Here is an 18,032-nt window from a genome sequence, read left to right as displayed (position 1 = left end):
GTCCATGTCCCCGTGGGGGGATGTGGGCGTCGGAAAAGAGAATGGCGCTCCTTGGATAAGTTTGATCCTTTCCGAGGATGCCAGTTCGGCCTTGCTGATGTAGGCGTGCCTGTCAGGTTCCAAATACGCGCGAGGCCACGCGGTCCAACACCGTGGTTCCCCAGTCGAGGCTGGCCTTCATCAGCCGCTCCATCTCCTGAGTGAACGCGGCGCCCGAGGGCATCTGGGCGTAGTTCCGGCTCAGGAAGAGGCTCTTGTTCTCCGTCTCGAAGTCCACCGTGCCGCCGCCCGCGTCGGTGCCCTCCTGGGCCTCCTTCTGGAAGCCGTCGATGACACCGGGCTTGGGGTCTTCACGGAAGCGGTAGACGAGCGCGCTGCACTCCAGCACCTGCGTGTCCGCGTGGTGCTCGAAGTAGAGCTGCGCGCCGCCCACCATGGCGCCGCCCAGGCCGTTCTCGTTGAGGCCCTCGCTCATCCCGGCGCCCTGCGTCTGCAGGTACCAGCGGACCAGCGCACGCGCGGCCTCGCGAGTCATGGGGCCGCCTGGAGGCGGAGGCGGCTTGGCCAGTCCGATGGTGGCCAGCAACCACTGGAGGTGGCGGGAGAACGCGAGGGCCATGGTCAGCGGGACGGAGTCGGGATGACCTTGGCGGCGACGCGCTCGAACACGGTGTCACCCCAGACGAGGCTCGCCGCCATCAGCTTGCTCAGCTCGGAGGCGAACACCAGGTCGATGGGGCGCGACGTGTACGTGCGACTGAGGAAGAGGCTCTTGCTCTCCGACTCGAAGTCCACCGTGCCGCCGCCCGTGTCCGTGCCAGCCTTCTGCTCGTCGCGGAAGCCGTCGAGGACGCCGGGGCGGGGCGCGTCGCGGAAGCGGTAGATGAGGGCGCTGCACTTCAGCTCGCCCGTGTCGGTCGAGTGCTCGAAGTACAGCTGCGCCTCGCCGACAACGGCTCCGCCGAGCCCCTTCTGATTGAGACCGGGGCTCAGGGGCGCGCCCTGAGCCGTCAGGTACGACTGCACCAGTTGAGTCGCCTCGTCACGCGTCATGGCTGTCTATCTACCACGACTGACGGGAGGCTCTCAGAAGTTGCCGGCCCGGGCCTGGTCGAAGGGCACGCGGTGGTTGAGGTACGTGTCGGTCAGCGAGTGGGCACCGGAGAAGACGGTGTCCTCGGAGAAGTAGTGCACCTTCGCGTCCTTGCCCGCGTGGCGCAGCAGGTCGCCGGGCGTCCACCCCTTGCTGCCCAGGCCGAAGAGGGTGGGGACCGCGTCGCGGTTGTTGACGTAGTGCACGTACTTGGGGCCGTCCGGGTAGGTGCCCGCCGCCGCGCCAAACGTCTCCACGTTCAGCTTGCTCATCGTCTGCTGGACCTGCGCCGGGGACATCCCATCTTCGATGCGCAGCCGGCGCGCCACGTCCGACAGCGCGCGCGAGGTGATGAGGCCACCCTGGCTGTAGCCCACCAGGTGCACGTCCCGGCCCGCCTTCAGCTCGCCGTAGATGGTGTCCGCGAGGGTGTCCACGGCCGGGTTCTTGCCCTTGTCCATCTTGTCCTTCACGCACTGAAGGATGTCGGAGATGGTGCCCTCGGTGGCGTTGTGGATGCCGATGGCGCGCATGCCCGTCCGGTCCGCCAGCGCCTGCAGCTCCCCGCCCTGCTTGTCCTTATCCGTGCGGATGCCGTTGGTGTAGATGACCGTGGCCGTCGCGTTCGGGTTGTTGCGCGGCGTGACGGCGGGGATGTCGCTCAGCGGCGTGCCGGGCTCGAACGTCTGGCCATTGGCGCCCACCAGCTTGCCGTCATAGACCTTGTCCTTCGAGCCCGCCGGCGCGGTGAACACCTTCGCGACGGACGCGGTGTTCGCCGCCTTGTTGTCGAAGCCATCCACCACCGCGTTCGTGCGCTGCGCCGTCGGCTGCACCGCGGGCGTCGCGACCGTGTTCGCTTCAGTCGTGCGCGCAACCGGCGTCCGAGGGGTGGTTCCGACGAGGGTGCGACCGCGCTCGATGGTGCTCATGGGGAGGCTCCAGCGGACAACAAAGTGGGGGATGGAAAAAGAATCCTTGCCCCATTGTCCCAGGATGACGCGTGAAGTTGCGCACAAACGCGGTAATTCGCTTCAAACGCTGAATTCCGACGCACCGCGTTGAGCGTCTCCGGGGAGGTATCGGCTCGGTGCGAGCCCTCTTAATGTGGGTGACATGGTCCAGAAAGGTCAGTTCCTGGAGCGCTCCACGCTAATTCCGGTGGGGCCGGTGGTGATGGAGGGCACGGCGCATCGCGGCAAGCGCGCGCCGCCGTTGCTGATCCTCCCGCCGAGGCCGGACGAGGGTGGGGGGATGGATCACGTCATCGCGGCCGAGCTGGCCTGGGCGGCGGCCAGAGAGGGTTTCCCCACGCTGCGCTTCAACCACCGGGGCGTGGGCGCGAGTCAGGGGCCGCGGGGCAAGGACCTGGCGCTGCTCGAGGACGCCGAGGCGGCCATGCGGGTGCTGCTGGAGACCGCGGGGACGAGCGCCCTGGCGGTGGCGGCGCTCCACGGAGGAGCCCAGGTGGCCCTGGCGCTCCAGGCGAGGTTCCCGGCCGTGGGCGGGCTGTGCCTCGTGGCGCCGGCGGACGTGGACGCCTCGGTGCTGGGGCGGGTGACGTGCCCGTTGTTGGTGGTCCAAGGGGAAGAGGATGGGCGGATGCCCCGGGCGGCGGTGGCGGCGGCGGTGGCGCGGGCCGGGGGGGACTTCGAGGTCATCGACGACGCGGGAGCGACGTTCCAGCGCAACCTGCCGCAGGTGGGGCGGGCGGTGTCGACCTGGCTCCAGCGGCTCTCCGGCGGATGACCGATGCGCTGCAACCCAGCGGACTCCTTCACATTTCTTCAGCCTCCCGCACTTGCACGCCGGGAGAGCGGACGTACAGACTGTCTGTGCAGACCCAATCGTTTCGCCGTTCGTTCGTAGGGTCTTCCGGAAGCGTGCCTCGTTCCTCAAGGAGTAGCCCGATGCGGATGGTGCGATGGACCCTGGGTGGCGCCGCGCTGGCCTTGGCCGTGACGGTAGCCCCTGCGTGCAAGTCCGCGGAGAGCGACGCCGAGCGTCCGCCAGCGCCTCCCGCCTCGCTCGACAACCTGGCTGACGACGTGGACGTGGTTCCCCACGCCATCGTCGTGGACTTCAAGGATGGCACCACCCAGGCCGAGTTCGACTCCTGGGAGGCCGACTGGGGCGTGGACCTGGAGCTCAACTCCGTGGAGAGCGCCGACGAGGCCCTCACCCTGGCGGTGGGCGTGGACGACGTGCAGGGCGTGCTGGAGCGCATCCGCCAGCATCCCAGCGTCGAGGCCGCCGAGCCGCTGATGGAGGTCCGCTCCAGCTACACTCCGAATGATCCGGAGTACACGCGGCAGTGGAACCTGAAGATGATCGACATGCCCAAGGCGTGGGAGCGCAGCCGGGGCAAGGGCGTGGTGGTGGCGGTGCTCGACACCGGCATCGCCTACGAGGACCACGACGACTTCAAGCAGGTGCCGGACCTGAAGGGCGTGAAGTTCGTTCCGGGCTACGACTTCGTGAACGACGACGAGCACGCCAACGACGACCACGGACACGGCACGCACGTGGCGGGCACCATCGCGCAGGCCACCAACAACGGCGAGGGCGTGGCGGGCGTGGCCTTCGAGGCGACGCTGATGCCGGTGAAGGTGCTCAACCACTTCGGTGGCGGCACCACGGCGGACATCGCTGACGCCATCCGCTTCGCGGCGGACAAGGGCGCCAACGTCATCAACATGTCGCTGGGCGGTGGCGGCTACTCGCAGGTGATGGCCAACGCGGTGGAGTACGCGCGCAAGAAGGGCGTCACCGTGGTGGCGGCGGCCGGCAACGGCGGTCGCGCGCACATGGAGTTCCCCGCGGCGTATCCCGGCGCGGTGGCGGTGTCGGCGGTGGGGCCGGATGGCGCGCTCGCGCCGTACTCGTCCTATGGCAAGGAGCTGGATATCGCGGCGCCCGGTGGTGACAAGCGCAAGGGCGACGAGGGCGGCATCCTCCAGAACACCATCGACCCGAGAGACCCGTCCCGCTCCGTCTACGCTTCGTACCAGGGGACGAGCATGGCGACGCCGCACGTGGCCGCGGTGGCCGCGATGCTGTACGCGGCTGGCGCGAAGACTCCGGACGCGGTGGAGAAGGCGCTGTATGCCGGCGCGGCGAAGGTCGCGGACCAGGCGTGGACCGAGCAGTACGGCCACGGTCTGCTCAACGCGGAGGCGTCGCTCGCGTCGCTGGGTGGCGGGATGTCTCGCTGGCCGCCGCTGTACTGGGCGCTGGGCCTGCTGGCCTTCGTGCTGTTGACCCTGCGCGGCCGTGAGCGCCCGGGCTACCTCAACTCGCTCCTGCGTCCCGCGTTCCTGGTGCCGCTGCTCCTGTCCACCGTGGGCGTGTACTTCGTGCGCACGTGGTTCGTGAGCTCCGCGGACGTGACGGGGAGCGTGGTGGAGATGGCGTCGCTGCCCATCCCCGACTGGGAGCGCATCATCTTCGGTCGTGGCCGCACGGTGAGCCCGCTGTTCTACAGCGCGCTCATCCCCGTGCTGCTGTCGCTGCCGGCCATCGGCTGGAAGGGCCTGCGTCCGGCGGTGGGCGGACTCGCGCTGGGCTTCGCGGGCTTCCTGGCGTACTCGGCCTGGGCCGGCGCGCCCGCGCTGTCGTGGATGCCCTTCGCCTTCCTGGCGAAGCCGTGGCTGGGCTTCAACACCGTCCTCTGCATCGTCGTCGCCCGGGCCATGTTGAAGAAGGAGGACGCGCCTTGAAGGTCTCCGGGCGCGTGGTCTTCCGGGACGTCGAGACGGGCGTCTGGGTGCTGGAGGGTGATGACGGCACCACCTACCAGCTCGCTGGCGGCGACCGGAAGATCAAGCAGGACGGCCAGCGCATCGAGGCCGAGGGCGACGTGGACCGCGACGTGCTCACCAGCTCCATGGTGGGCCCCGTGTTCAACGTCAGCTCGTATCGCTTCGTCTGAGGCTGGAAGGGGAGTGGCCCCACGCGCCCGTCAGGGCTGCTTGGGGCCCCCCGCTGCCTTGTGGACGCGGGCCTGACGCAGCCGCTCCTCGTGGTACGCCTCCATGGGCGCGTCGCCCCGGCGAGCAGCGACTCGCAGCGTCTCCAGGGCCTTCCGCTCCGCTTGCAGCCCGGGCTCCGCGTCCTTCTTGAGGGGCGTCAGGGGATTGGCCACGTCGAAGAGGTTGAGGGAGATGCCCCGCCTGTCCACGACCCCCAGCAGGACCAGGGACACCGTGGCCGCCGCCACCCAGGGCAACAGCAGCTTCGGCAGAGGCGGCACGGGTCGCGTCTCCCGCGCGCGCTCGTCGCTGTGGGGCACGCCCGCGCCCCAGACCGAGGCATGGTGGCGCGCGAAGGTCATCAGCCCGAGCAGCCCCACCCAGCCCAGCCCCGCGAGTGAGAGCACCGCGAGGGGAGAGGTGTCCGTGTCCGTCGCGCCCTGGTCCATGGCCTTGGCCGCGAGGAACAGCACGGAGGACACCAGGTTGTTGGCCGCGTGCGCGCCGATGCCGGGCCACAGCGAGCCGGTGCGCAGGTAGAGCCAGCCGAACAGCAGGCCCAACTCGACGCGCGCGACGAAGCCCACCGGGTCCAGGTGGAACGCGCTGAACACGACGGCGGAAATCACCAGGGCCTTCACGGGTGACGCCGGAGGGCGCGGCGTCATGCCCCGCTGGAAGACGCCTCGGAAGAACAGCTCCTCACAGAAGGGCGCGGCCACCGTCACGCCCGCGAGGATGACGGCCAGCTCCACCGGCGTCTGCTGGTCGAACAGGCGCGAGCCGTCGAACATCTCCGTCAGCCAATCGGGCGCGAGCTTTTGCGCGACGAACTGGATGGGCACCACCAGCGCGAAGAAGTTGGCCACGCCCAGCAGGAAGCCGAAGAGGGTGGGCAGCGCGGGCAGGGGCGTCAGCCCGGTGTAGAGCGCGGGCTTCCACCCGCTCACGCGCGGCAGCAGCCAGCCCAGGGCCATGAAGATGAACACCTCGGTGAACCAGATACCGAAGGCCGCGTTGAGGAACTGGACCGAGCCCCCCACCAGGATGAACAGCACCAACGCCAGAGCCGCCCCGGCCAGCGCGAGCCTGCGTGGGCTCCCTGGCTCAGGGGGCTCCGGAGGTGGCGGCTCGGAGGGACCCGTCGGCTCTTGAGGCCGGGCGTCGCTGGGAGCGGAATCTTCCAATTTGACGTCTCCTTGGAGCGAAAAGCTGAACTGTCCGCACTTCGACTTCTCTATACTGAGAGCACCTTGACGTCCTTCATCCTGGCTCGAACGGCGCAGCGGACGTGGTGGAAGCTCTCACAACCCCTGGGTGTGCTGTGCGCCCTGGGCGTGGGGCTGGGAGCGGCGACGTCGCACGCGTCGGCGTTCTTGGTGGAAGCGCGAACCGAGGCGCAGGCGTACCAGATTCGTGCGTGGCGTGGCAGCACACCGGATGATCCGGTGCTGCTTCCTCGACGGCGCATCGTCCAGTACCTGGGACTGAACGCCTTCGAGCTCGCCACCGGGCAGGACCTGGGCTTCGAGTCCAACCTGCGCATCTGGGCGGACTTCGGATTGCCCAAGGGCGAAGCCGAGCGCGTCGACGGCCTGAAGTCGGAAGACGCAGAGCTGTTGCATGCGTACGTGCGTTACGCGAAGGGCGGCTTCGAAGGGCGCCTGGGCCGGCAGCTCTACACGGACGTCTCGGACATCCTCGCGTTCGACGGCGTGCGCGCGCGCTACATGACCCGCCTGGGGTTGGGCGCGGAGGTGTACGGCGGCCTGTGGGTGAAGGGCACCAGCTTCCTGGGCTCGTCCGTGTACCAGTTGGAGGGGACGCGGGAGAGCGACGCGCGGCGCCTGGAGGCGGGCGTGACGGGCGCGGACTCGACGCTGGATGGGATGGAGCCCCTCATCGGCGCGAAGCTGTTGATGGAGGACGTGAAGGGCTTCAACGCGGCGGTGGGCTACCGCAAGGCGTTGTCGGACGGGAAGACCAACCTGGAGCGCGCCACGGTGGAGGCGCGCTACGGCCGCGGGCTGGGGCTGAACGCGCTGGCGGGCGTGGACTACGACGTGTTGCAGGGCAAGGTGGCCCAGGTGCGCACGCAGCTGCGCTGGGATGACACGCGCTTCTCGGCGACGGCCGAGCTGATGCGACTGTCGCCCGTGCTGTCCGCGGACTCCATCTGGTACTACTTCGCGTGGGCGCCCCGGGACGAGGCGCGGCTTCGGGTGGACCTGTTCACCCCCGGCGCGCTGCGCTTCTACGTGCAGGGCCTGGGCAGCAAGTACAACGAGAACGTCAACCCGGTCATGGCCATCGCCGCCTACGTGGACGCCGAGGGCGCTCCCGAGTCCACCAGCGTCGGTGGCTCCGCGGGCGCGGCCTGGCGCTCGGGAGACTTCCGTTCGGCGCTGGATGTGACGTACCGCACGGGCTTCGGTGGAGACCAGCTCTGGGGGGACCTCACGGGCGGCTGCACGTTCGACAGGGACCGGTTCACCCTGGACGCGCGAGTGTCCTTCGCTCGCATCTTCGACAGCTTCAACGCGCGCCTGGGCGGCAACTTCTATGGCGCCCAGGTGTGGGCCAGTCGAGCGCTGACGCGCGCGACGCGGCTCTCGCTGGTGGTGGAGCAGAACTTCAACCCGTTCACCGACTCGGACACGAAGGGCTTCCTGCTCTTCGACCTGAAGGCGAGCCTGTAGATGCTGCCGCACCGCCAGAACCGAAACGCGCTGCTCGCCCTGGCCGCGCTCGCCACCATGGTGGGCGCCGGCGTCGCCTGGGCCGCCACGGCCCGGGAGCGCAGCCTCGCCGTGTATCCCGCGCAGCACGTGCCCCTTCGCTTCGACCACGCCCAGCACCTGGAGGCGGGCGCCGAGTGCGCCACGTGTCACGACGCGGCCCGCACCAGCCAGTCCCCCAAGGACGTCAACCTCCCGGGGCACGAGGAATGCGAGACGTGCCACGACATCGAGGCGGGGCGGAAGGGCAAGCCCACGGACCCGAAGTCGAGCTGCAACACCTGTCACCCGGGCTTCGACGCCACGGTGCGCAAGGAGCCCGCGAAGCTGTCCATGCCCACCGCGAACCTCCACTTCAGCCACCAGCAGCACGTGGACAAGAAGGTGGAGTGCTCGGTGTGTCACGGCGAGATGACGGACGTGAAGCTCGCCACGCGCAACCAGCTCCCGAAGATGGCCACGTGCTTCAAGTGCCATGACGGCAACGTGGCCTCCAACACCTGCGCCACCTGTCACCCGGCCGAGCCCACGGGGCGACTGAAGCTCGTGTTCGACTCGGGCCTGCTGCGGCCCATGCAAGGCAACCCGCTGGGCATGGACCACGGCCCGCGCTTCGAGTTCAACCACGGTGCCCGCGCGGCGGCGGACCGGATGACGTGCATGCAGTGCCACAGCGAGAGCTCCTGCCAGACGTGCCACGACGGCATGCAGAAGCCGCTGTCCATCCACCCGAACGACTACATCACGCTGCACCCGGTGCAGGCGCGAGCCGGCTCGCCCCGCTGCGAGAGCTGCCACCGCGCACAGTCGTTCTGCGCCGCGTGTCACGAGCGGGCGGGCGTGGGCATGGACGCGGACAAGTCGCTGCGTTCGCGAAACCAGAAGGTGCATCCGGACTACAGGGACTGGGTGGAGCTGCCCGGTCCGCAGCACCACGGCATCGCCGCGTCGCGTGACTTGACGAGCTGCATCTCCTGCCACCGCGAGGAGTCCTGCATGAGCTGCCACTCCGAGCTGTCATCGCGGCGGCAGATCAACCCTCACCCCGCGGGCTTCGCGCAGTCGTGCAAGAAGCTGGCGTCCGCGAATGACCGGGCCTGCCTCAAGTGCCACTCGTCGGAGAGCCTGTCGCAGAAGGGGTGCCGGTGATGCGCGCGCGCCAGTCTTTCGTCGGAGGCACGCTGCTGGCGGCCCTGGCGGTGACGTCCTTGTCGGGGTGTCTGGAGCCGGGGGACGCCATCTACGAGCGTCGCGACACGGTGCCGCCCAGGGTCATCTCCACGGACCCGGGGAGCGGCGGGGTGTTGGCGACGGGCGGGACGCTGCGAATCACCTTCTCGGAGGCGATGGACGTGCGCAGCCTGCGTCCGGGCATCGCCGTGTTCGCCGGGCGCGATGAAGTCCCGCTCACCGTCCTCGCGCCGGAAGTGCCGGAGCTGGACCAGAACGTGGAGCGGGGCGACTTCGAGTACACCGTGGAGGCCACGGCCGCCGAGGGCTCCACGCTGTCTCCGAACACGCAGTACACGCTGGTGCTGCGCGACGTCCTCACCGACTTCGAGGGCAACCCGCTGGCCACCGAGGTGCGGGTGGTCTTCCGCACCGCGCCGTGAGCCGAGAGGGCCTGGCTACTACATCCGCGTGAAGTCGAAGTCCTGGGCCACGGCCTTGCCGTTCTCCTCGCCTTCGATTCGCGCGGTGAGCCGGTCCGCGGAGGGGCGCTGGTAGAAGATGCGCTTGGGGTGGTCGTTCTGGGGGTTCTCGAAGAGCGCGCCGCTGCTGTTGCACCGCACCAGCTTGAAGTCCGTGCCCGGGCGGCCCATGGGCTGGGCCACGTAGAAGAGCCCGTCCGCGCGCGCTTCGATGCGCATGTACTCGAAGAACACCGTCTTGTTGCGGACGATGGCGCGGCTCACACCGAAGAGGGTGCCACCGGCCGCGTGCGTCCAGTGCTCCTCCAGCGCGCTGCCGGGCTTGTCCTGACGCCAGTTTCCGGACATCCAGGCGAGGTCGTGGATGGAGTCCCCGCAGGTGCGAGAGGGCGTCTCGCGCTCGGGTGGGGCCGACTTGCAGCCGAGGCCGAGGATCGGTGCGCCGCAGAGCGCGAGGGCGAGGAGGGAAGGGCGGACGAGCATGCCGGCATCCTCACACGCCTCGCTGACAGGCCGCACCGTCGATGGCGACAGTGCGGCCCGTGGGGCTTCAGCGCTTGAGGTACTCGCGGATGCTGTCGGCGAGCTGCCGGCGAGCCTCCGCGTCCGTGGCCTGCGGCCCCAGCTTGAGCTTCTTGTCCTCTTCGACGAGGAGCTTCTGGTCCTGCAGGTACGTCACCGCGTTCTCCAGCGTCACCTTGGCCAGGGACTCGGCGGCGGTGATGCGGCCGGCGTGGTACTCCGCGCGGCCCGTCTCCAGGGCCAGGCGGATGAAGGCCTTGCGGTCCTCGGCGACGCCGGTGGCCACGTCGTTGAGTGTCATCGCCGCCAGGAGGTACGCCTCCAGGTAGTCGCGCAGCAGGTCGGCCAGGAACTCCAGCTCCGGCTGGGCGTGGGGCTCGGGGGCCACGCGCAGGGACTCGCCCTCGTTGATGACCAGTCCCATGCGGACCAGGCGCTCCACCGTCTCCGCGAAGATGGTGTCGAACGTGGTGTTCACCCGGTAGATGAACTCGACCTTGAAGAGACGCGACAGGAACAGGGCGCGAGCCTTCACCGCGTCGTAGGGCGCGGGCGAACCGGCGGCTAGCATGGCGTTGGCCACGAGGCTTCGCGCCGAGACGAGGTTCATCAGCGTGTTCTTGTAGAAGGACATCTCCGGGCGGCGGTTGTCCTCCACCTGGTAGATGACGTCGCCCTTCGCTTCCTGCGTGCGCACCATCTCGTCGTCGATGAAGGTGCGCATCGCGTCCTGGATGGGGCCCATCGTCTCCGGGTTGCTGGGGGCATTGCCCAGCTCGCGAGACTGGGGCGCGCCGTCTTCCTGGGCGATGCGGCGCAGGATGCTGATGCGGTCCGCCAGCTCCCGCTGCGTCAGGCCCCGGCGTCGGTGCGCGAGCAGGGACGTGCTCACCAGGGCATGCGGCGTCACGGTGGACACCTTGCTGATGCCGTACATGACGCGGTTGCCGAGCGCGCGGACCAGACCCTTCTTCTGCTCGTCCGTCACGGGCTCGTCGGGGTTGAGGCCGCGCTCCTTCATGAACTCCATCAGGGAGATGGGCTCATCGAAGCCCAGGTGGATGCGGCCATAGCGCGCCGCGAGCACCTTGGGCGTGCTCAACAGGGCCTTGAGGTCCTCGGGCTTCTTCTCTCCGCCCGCCAGCTCCTTCGAGTAGCTGCCGGACTCGACGACCTTCTCGTAGTCGATGGCCACGGGCACGAAGAGCAAGTCGTTGCGCGCGCCCTCGAGCACGGACTCCACCTGCCAGGTGAACATGCCCAGCTTGGGCGCCAGCAGCTTGCCGGTGCGTGAGCGGCCACCCTCGGGGAAGAACTCCTGGTGGATGCCGTCGTGCACCAGCTTGCGCACGTACGCCTTGAAGGACGCTGCGTAGACCTTGTCGCCCTTGAACGAGCGGCGCAGGAAGAAGGCGCCGCAGCGGCGGAAGATGCTGCCCAGGGGCCAGAAGGACAGGTTGGCGCCCGCGGCGACCAGGGGCACCGCGTAGCCACGGTTCCAGAGCACCCAGCTCATCACCAGGTAGTCCACGTGGCTCTTGTGGCTGGGGCACAGGACGATGGGCGCGCGAGTCGCGGCCTTGAGCGCGCGGTGCAGGCCCGCCTCGTCCACGTGCATGCCGTCGTAGATGCGGTTGAACACCCACTCCAGCACGGGAGCGACGAAGGCCAGCGTCGTGGGGCTGGGCTTCGCGGCGATGGCCTCCAGGTTGCGGCGGGCCTCGCGCAGCACGCTCTCCGGCTTGCGGTTGGACTCGGCGGCCTGCTCGTCCACCACCTTGCGGAGCTGTCTGTCACGCAGCGTCTCGTCGATGACGCGCTCGTGGGGCTTGGCCGGGGGGCCGAACACCGCGCGAGTCTCCCGCGACAGGTGCACATGCAGCGTGCTGCGCACCTTGCGCGCGAGGACCTCCACGGAGTCCTTCGGGTTCTGCTCCGCGAAGGCCCGCAGGTCGATGGGCTCACCCACGCGGAACTGGGCGCGCTTGTAGTTGCGGAAGAACGCCAGCATCGAGTGCAGGAAGCCCGGCGCCTCGGGGCTGCCGAACACCATGTCCACCCAGTTGGGCTTGAGGCGGGCGCTGCGCTTCTCCCAGACGAACAGCTCCGGCACCAGGTACACGGGCCGGTCCGACTTGCGCGCCAGCTCCACCAGGGCGGGGAAGGGGTCCTCGTGGGTCTCCTTCCCTGACGCGTGCATGAGGGCGGTGCGGCGAAGGAAGACCAGGCCGCTGCCCCCGTTCTGCTGGGCGTACTCGAAGCGCTCCTGGAATGCGCCGGACTGCTTCGTCTGGCGCCAGGGCTTGGTGAACCACGGACGCAGGTTGGACACCGCGCGGATGGGCGGCAGCGTCCTGCGCACCATGGCCCAGGTCAGATAGAGGAAGTTCACCCAGGCCGTGGAGCGCATGACGTGCACCACGAAGCCCTTGGCGTGCAGGTTGCGCAGCTCATCCTCGGCCTCGGGCGGGAAGTGGACGCTCTCCAGGTAGCGAGCACCCAATGCCCGGCCCATCGGGCCGAACTCGGCCTTCAGCAAGGACTCTCCCTGATTCGCAGACGGCGACAGCGCGGTTTCCAAGGCAAGCCCCCGGGGCTACATGTTCTCAGGCGTCGGAATGCCCAGAAGTGTCAGACCCGCCGCGAGAGTAACCCGGGCTGCGTCCGTGAGGGCGAGTCGTGCTGAACGCAGCGCGTCATCGTTCTCGACGAGGATGCGCTTGTCCCGCTCCTGATTGCCCAGCGTGTAGTAGCGGCTGAGGGCCGCGGCCACGTCGAGCAGCAGGCGCGCCACGAGGCTGGGCTCGTACTGCTCGGCCGCGTCCCTGACGACCTCGGGCAGCCGCATGATCTCGCGCACCAGGGACTGCTCCTCGGGGAGCGTCAGCAGGCTCGCGTCGTAGCTGGCCGGAGCGCCGCCGCCCTTGCGCAGCACGTTGACGACGCGCGCGTGGGCGTACTGGAGATACGGGCCCGTGTGGCCCTCGAAGCTGAGCACCTCGTCCCAGTCGAAGGTGTAGTCGCTGGCGCGCTTGTGCTTGAGGTCTCCGAAGGCGATGGCGCCCAGGCCGATCTGCTCGGCGAGCTGGTCCGGGTCATTCGACTGGAGCCGGCCGGCCTCCTGGTTCTCCTTCACCTTGACGGAGGCGCGCTCCTTGGCCTCGTCCAGTACGTTGTTGAGCTGCACCACCAGGCCCTTGCGTGTGCTCATGCCGTGGATGCGGCCGAAGGCCACGTGCACGCAGCGGTCGGCCCACGGCTGGCCCATCTCGGTCAGCGTGCGGAACACCTGGCGGAAGTGCAGCGCCTGGTCCTGCGCGACGACGTAGAGCGACTTGTCGAAGTGGAACCGCTCGTAGCGGTCCTCGGCGGCGGCCAGGTCTCGCGTGGCGTAGAGCGTGCTGCCATCGTTCTTCTTGAGGAGGATGGGCGGCTCGTTCTCCGCGTAGGGCAGGTCGACGATGAGCGCGCCCTGCGACTCCTTCACGCCGGGCTTCTTGGCGATCTGCTCGATGACCGCGTCCATCTTCCCCTGGTAGCGGCTCTCGCCTTCGATGTGCTCGAACTCGATGCCCATCCGCGCGTAGACGGCCTTGAAGCCGCGGATGCTGGTCTCGCGGAACTGGTTCCACAGCTTGAGGGCCTCGGCGTCACCGGCCTCCATGCGGCGGAAGAAGTCGCGAGCCTTCGCGTCGAACTCGGGCTCTTTTTCGGCGCGCGTGTTCGACTTGACGTAGACCTCCACCAGGTGGCCCATGTCGTCGATGCGAGCCGGGTCTCCGTACTCCTGGAAGCCCACGGCCACGAGGCCGAACTGCTTGCCCCAGTCGCCCAGGTAGTTGATGCCCTCCACCCGCCAGCCGAGCGCCCGGTAGATGTTGGCGATGCAGTGGCCCAGGAACGTGGTGCGGATGTGGTGGAACGCGATGGGCTTGGCGATGTTCGGCGACGAGTAGTCGATGGTCACCGTCTTGCCGCGTCCCACGTCCGCGTCGCCGCCGTACTTCAGGCCCGCCGAGCGCGCGCTGTCGAGGACCTCCGCGGTGAAGGGCATGAGGGCGAAGCGGGCATTCACATAGGGGCCCACCGCCTTGATTTCGAGCCCCGGCACGCTGAGTGTCTGGGCCAGTCCGGCGGCGATGGCGGGAGGCGCCTTCTTCTGGGCCTTGGCGAGAGGGAAGGTGGCGAAGCTCAGGTCGCCGTGCGCGGCTTCCGCGGGCTTGACCTGGGGTTCGATGTCGGCAGCCGGCATGCCCAGGGCGCTGGCGAGGGCCTGGGCGAATGCGGCGCGGTGGCGGGAGTAGACGGAAGAGCTCATGGGACGGCGCGGATACTAGCCAAGCAGAGGTGGCTTACGGCCACCTCTTGTTCGTTCCGCGGTCCATTCCTTCCCGCTAGGGGACAGCCGGAGCCCGGCGGCTGGGCCGCACCACCGCCGCCACCGTGTCCAGGAGCTTGGGCAACTGGAGCGGCTTCTCGAAGAAGCCGTCGATTCGCTCCAGACCCTGTCCCGACGTGAGGGAGGCCACCTCGCTGGCACCTGAGATGATGTACACGACGATGTCCGCCAGCGACTCGTTGCCTCGGATGAAGCGGAGCACCGACTGGCCGTCCTCTTCGCTCAGCCGCAGGTCGAGCAGCACCATGGCCGGTCGGATGTGAGAGAGGATGGAGCGCGCCTCGGAGGCTCCCGAGGTGGCCATCACCCGGTAGCCCTCCTGCTCCAGCACCTGCTGCAGCACCTCGCGGCAGTCCGCGTCGTCCTCCACGAGCAGGATGCCGCCCGCCTTGGGGGCCGCCTGGTTCAGGTCAGGCGAGTTCACCGCTCCAGCGAACATGGGCAGCACCATCTCGAAGGTGCTTCCCTCGCCCAGCACGCTCTTGGCCTCCACCCGGCCGCCGTGCAGCGCGACAATCTTCCCCACCAGGGGGATGCCGAGCCCAGCGCCCGGAGGCCGAGGGACGCCCGGCTGTGCCCGGTAGAAGGCATCGAAGACGTGCTCCAGGGCCTCGGAGGACATGCCCGGGCCGCTGTCCTTCACGGTGAGTGTGGCGAGTCCATCCGCGGTGGAGACGCTGACCTCGACGGAGTCGTCGGCCTCGCTGTGGTGGATGCCGTTCTCGACGAGGTTGTGGATGGCCTCGGCGATGCGCTCGCGGTCTCCGCGGACGAAGACCTCGGGGCAGGGGGGAATGGTGACGCTGACCTTGCCGTGCTCGGCGAGGACGCCCAGCGAGCGGACCACTTCCTCCGCCACGGCCTTGAGTCCGAAGGGGCGCTGGTTGAGCTGCATCTTCCCTGACTGCAGGCGGGACATGAGCAGCAGGTCATTCACCATGCGCAGCATGCGGTCGGAGTTCCGGTCGCAGATCTGCACCGCGCGGCGCTGGGAGTCCGTGAGGGACCCCAGCTTCTCGCGCCCCATCATCGCCAGGTACGACTTGATGGTGGTGAGCGGGTTCTTCAGGTCATGCGAGACGTTGCCGAGCAGCTCCTCGCGGTTCTGCTCCAGGCTCTTGAGGCCGGCGATGGCCGTCTGGAGGTCCTTGTTCCTGCGAGCGCTGTCGTCGCGGAGGCGGGCCACCTCGTACGCGGCGGCGAGCTGCGCGGCCAGCGACTGGAGCACCGTGTCCGAGACGGTGCGGCGAGCGCCCAGGACGACGAGGACGCCGGTGACGCCGTGCGGGCTCTCGAGCGGCACGGCGAGCGTGTCCGCCTCGTGCAGCAGCTTCTTCTCGGAGAAGGCGCGTCCCACCACGCCCTCGCCCGGGACGGCGGCGACGACGCGGCTGTCGTAGCGTCCGCGCACGTGCTCGACGTGGAGCTGTTCCCGGGAGGGGAAGTAGCGGGCCACGTAACAGACCTTGGGTTTGAGCAGTGCGTGGAGCGTCTGGAGATGGGACCGCAGCGCCTCGGTGGGGCCGGCGTTGTCGGTGAGGTGCCGCGCCATCTCCAGGAGGGCGCGCGCTGTGGCGTCGGAGTCCGCCAGGGGAGGCGGCTTCACGGCGCGACGGGTGGACTTCTTCGAGGTGTTGGGGCGCAGCGGCACGACCTCTGCCAGGGCCCCTTTTTTCTTCGAGCGCACGGTGAGAATCCTGCTTCAAGTTCCGAGCGCCTGGGAACGGCCCTGGTGTGCAGGGCCATCCGGAGGACAGTGTCCGTGTCGGCTGCCCGACAGGACAGCCCGGCTCACGCCTTGCGCTGGATGCGGCCGTCCTTGTCCACGACGAACGGCTCCACCAGCAGCGGCTCCACCTGGGCCCGGTGGCTCGTCACGTTGAAGCCCGCGTCCGCCAGGGCGGCAATCACGGAGGTCTGCACCCGGCGGGCCGTCTCGTCGGCCGTCAGCAGCTTGAGCATGGGCTCGCGCGCCGGCTCGTACTTGAAGGAGGCGAGCGCCTTGAGGGCGGCGATCTTCACATCGTCTGACATGTCCTCGAGGAAGGGGAGGACGGCGGGCGGCACGCGCGGGTCCTCTCGGCCGGTGACGTGGTGGAGGAGGACGACCTTCTTCTCCGGGTTCTTCGTGTACGTGGCGGAGAGGTGCTGGAGCGCGTTGACGCAGGCGCCAGTGGCTTCCTCTTCGCTGACCAGCTCATTCAGCAGTCGCAGGGCCCAGGACGTGGCCTGCTCCGTCTTGCTGAGGAACTCGACGATGGGCTGGACGGCTGCGTCCTTGCCGAAGGACTTCACCAGCTCGAAGGTGTGCTCCTTCTCGTCCGCGTCCGTGGTGAGCGGGTCCACGGTGATGGTGAAGCGTGCGAGCAGCACGGAGACGGCCTCGGGAGACTTCATCTCTCCCAGCTGCTGGATGGCCTTCTGCCGTGTCGCCGGGTCACCGTACTTCTGGGTGACCTTGGGCTTGAGCTTGAGGGCTTTCTCGGGCCCCGAACCGCCCGTGAAGATGTCGAAGAGGCCCATGTGCGCGTGTGCTCCGTTTCCTGCGGCGACGTGTGAAGAAGGGTAGAGGGGCCGTCTATGACGGGGCGGCGCCCAGGACAAGAGCCAACACCATCACAGCGTCAGCTCGCGACGTACATCCTCGCGGTAGGCCTTGGACAGGGCCTCCGCGGCGGCCCGCGTCTCCGGGGTATCGGTATCCGGCACCTTGACCTGGAGGTGGAGATAGAGATCCCCGGGAGCTCCGCCCTTGAGGGAAGGCACTCCGCGCCCCTTGAGGCGCATCTGCCGACCCGTCTGTGAGGCCGATGGAACCTTGACGGTGACCTCACCCTGGAAGGTGGGGACGCGCACCTCCGCGCCGAACATCGCCTCGGAGACCGTCACGGGTAGATCCAGATGCAGGTCGTCCCCCTCGCGGCGGACCAGGGGGTGGTCCATCACCTCGGTCTCGATGAAGAGGTCGCCGGGGGGGCCGCCGCGCAGGCCGGGAGCCCCCTGGCCCGCCAGCCGCACCTTGGAGCCCGTCTGCACGCCGGCGGGAATCTTCACCGTCAGGCGGCTCGGCTCGTCGGGGCCCGTGCCTCCTCGATTCGGCCTCGTCACGGACAGGGTCCGCTCCGCGCCGGTGACGGCTTCCCCCAGCGTGACGCGGACCTGGGTGGACAAGTCATTGCCCCGCTCGGGGCCCATGGGAGGACGGCGGCGGCCCCGGCTGAACACTTCATTCGGGTCGAAGCCTCCAGGGCCCGCCCCGGCGCCCCCGCCTCCACGGCGTCCTCCGAAGAGGTCGTTGAAGAGGTCGCCCAGGTCGAAGTCCTCGCCCCCGTAGGGGATGCCGCCCGCTCCGCCCCTGGAGGCGGCGGCGCGGTACTGGCGATAGGCCTCCGCCTTCTTCTCGTCGAAGCCGATCTTCTCCGCGTCCTCGCCGAACTCGTCGTAGAGCTTGCGCTTCTTCGGGTCCGACAGCACTTCGAAGGCATTGCCGAGCTGCTTGAACTTCTCCTCGGAGGCCTTGTTGTTGGGGTTGACGTCGGGGTGGTACTGGCGCGCCAGCTTCCGGTACGACTTCTTTATGGCCTCCTCCGAGGCCGTCCGATCAACGCCGAGGATCTGGTAGTAGTCGTCCGCCATTTGTTCCCGCCGGGGTGTACG

16 protein-coding genes are annotated in these 18,032 nt (G+C 68.7%); 6 read left to right on the top strand and 10 right to left on the bottom strand.

Annotation, left to right across the window (positions count from 1 at the left end; all coding sequences use genetic code 11):
- Positions 1-112: 112 nt before the first annotated feature.
- The 3 genes from ACN469_RS10130 to ACN469_RS10120 form a co-directional block, all read right to left on the bottom strand.
- Complete coding sequence (locus ACN469_RS10130; protein WP_498766722.1) at positions 113-535, bottom strand: hypothetical protein; 423 nt, start codon at positions 533-535, stop codon at positions 113-115.
- A gap of 86 nt (positions 536-621) precedes the next feature.
- The gene (locus tag ACN469_RS10125; RefSeq protein WP_498766555.1) at positions 622-1,053 is read right to left on the bottom strand and encodes a hypothetical protein; all 432 of its coding nucleotides are present in this window, start codon (positions 1,051-1,053) and stop codon (positions 622-624) included.
- A gap of 33 nt (positions 1,054-1,086) precedes the next feature.
- Entirely contained in the window at positions 1,087-2,025 is a 939-nt protein-coding gene (locus tag ACN469_RS10120) for a hypothetical protein (RefSeq protein ID WP_498766553.1), read from the bottom strand.
- Positions 2,026-2,209: 184 nt separating this feature from the next.
- Here ACN469_RS10120 and sglT point away from each other — a divergent pair, with 184 nt between their 5' ends.
- The 3 genes from sglT to ACN469_RS10105 all read left to right on the top strand — a co-directional run bounded on the left by sglT (position 2,210) and on the right by ACN469_RS10105 (position 5,024).
- Complete coding sequence (sglT, locus tag ACN469_RS10115; protein ID WP_498766551.1) at positions 2,210-2,842, top strand: type IV pili motility protein SglT; 633 nt, start codon at positions 2,210-2,212, stop codon at positions 2,840-2,842.
- 161 nt (positions 2,843-3,003) lie between these two features.
- Entirely contained in the window at positions 3,004-4,812 is a 1,809-nt protein-coding gene (locus ACN469_RS10110; RefSeq protein ID WP_498766549.1) for a S8 family serine peptidase, read from the top strand.
- Complete coding sequence (locus ACN469_RS10105) at positions 4,809-5,024, top strand: DUF5818 domain-containing protein (RefSeq protein WP_498766547.1); 216 nt, start codon at positions 4,809-4,811, stop codon at positions 5,022-5,024. Before ACN469_RS10110 ends, ACN469_RS10105 begins: the two co-directional genes overlap by 4 nt.
- 30 nt (positions 5,025-5,054) lie before the next feature.
- Here ACN469_RS10105 and ACN469_RS10100 read toward each other — a convergent pair whose 3' ends face one another.
- Positions 5,055-6,251, bottom strand: coding sequence for a CPBP family intramembrane glutamic endopeptidase (locus ACN469_RS10100; RefSeq protein WP_498766545.1), 1,197 nt, complete (start codon positions 6,249-6,251; stop codon positions 5,055-5,057).
- A 66-nt stretch (positions 6,252-6,317) separates the two neighbouring features.
- Here ACN469_RS10100 and ACN469_RS10095 point away from each other — a divergent pair, with 66 nt between their 5' ends.
- From ACN469_RS10095 to ACN469_RS10085, 3 genes are read left to right on the top strand one after another with little or no spacing between them, the layout of a single operon-like run.
- Positions 6,318-7,763, top strand: a complete 1,446-nt coding sequence (locus ACN469_RS10095) for a hypothetical protein (protein ID WP_498766543.1) — start codon at positions 6,318-6,320, stop codon at positions 7,761-7,763.
- On the top strand, positions 7,764-8,951 hold the full coding sequence (locus tag ACN469_RS10090) for a cytochrome c3 family protein (RefSeq protein WP_498766541.1): 1,188 nt from the start codon (positions 7,764-7,766) through the stop codon (positions 8,949-8,951). It begins immediately after the preceding gene.
- Positions 8,951-9,415: an Ig-like domain-containing domain gene (locus tag ACN469_RS10085; protein ID WP_498766539.1), complete on the top strand. Its 465-nt coding sequence runs from the start codon at positions 8,951-8,953 to the stop codon at positions 9,413-9,415. The genes ACN469_RS10090 and ACN469_RS10085 overlap by 1 nt, the downstream gene beginning before the upstream one ends.
- Before the next feature lie 18 nt (positions 9,416-9,433).
- Here the strand turns inward: ACN469_RS10085 and ACN469_RS10080 are convergent, their stop codons facing one another.
- From ACN469_RS10080 to ACN469_RS10055, 6 genes are all read right to left on the bottom strand, one after another.
- Positions 9,434-9,937 carry a DUF6265 family protein gene (locus tag ACN469_RS10080; RefSeq protein ID WP_498766537.1) on the bottom strand — a complete coding sequence of 168 codons (504 nt, stop codon included), beginning with the start codon at positions 9,935-9,937 and terminating at the stop codon, positions 9,434-9,436.
- A 67-nt stretch (positions 9,938-10,004) separates the two neighbouring features.
- Positions 10,005-12,557 carry a 1-acyl-sn-glycerol-3-phosphate acyltransferase gene (locus ACN469_RS10075; protein WP_498766535.1) on the bottom strand — a complete coding sequence of 851 codons (2,553 nt, stop codon included), beginning with the start codon at positions 12,555-12,557 and terminating at the stop codon, positions 10,005-10,007.
- Between the two features lie 15 nt (positions 12,558-12,572).
- Positions 12,573-14,294 carry an arginine--tRNA ligase gene (gene argS / locus ACN469_RS10070; protein ID WP_498766533.1) on the bottom strand — a complete coding sequence of 574 codons (1,722 nt, stop codon included), beginning with the start codon at positions 14,292-14,294 and terminating at the stop codon, positions 12,573-12,575.
- A gap of 76 nt (positions 14,295-14,370) precedes the next feature.
- Positions 14,371-16,062, bottom strand: coding sequence for an ATP-binding response regulator (locus tag ACN469_RS10065; RefSeq protein ID WP_498766532.1), 1,692 nt, complete (start codon positions 16,060-16,062; stop codon positions 14,371-14,373).
- A 104-nt stretch (positions 16,063-16,166) separates the two neighbouring features.
- Complete coding sequence (locus ACN469_RS10060; RefSeq protein WP_498766530.1) at positions 16,167-16,898, bottom strand: HEAT repeat domain-containing protein; 732 nt, start codon at positions 16,896-16,898, stop codon at positions 16,167-16,169.
- Positions 16,899-16,991: 93 nt separating this feature from the next.
- On the bottom strand, positions 16,992-18,011 hold the full coding sequence (locus ACN469_RS10055) for a DnaJ C-terminal domain-containing protein (RefSeq protein ID WP_498766528.1): 1,020 nt from the start codon (positions 18,009-18,011) through the stop codon (positions 16,992-16,994).
- Positions 18,012-18,032 lie beyond the last annotated feature (21 nt).

The sequence above is a fragment of the Corallococcus terminator genome (assembly GCF_049194865.1).
GTDB classification, from domain to species: Bacteria; Myxococcota; Myxococcia; order Myxococcales; family Myxococcaceae; genus Myxococcus; species Myxococcus terminator_A.
Note: the sequence above shows the minus strand (reverse complement) of the source record. Positions and strands in the feature narration are given on the sequence as shown.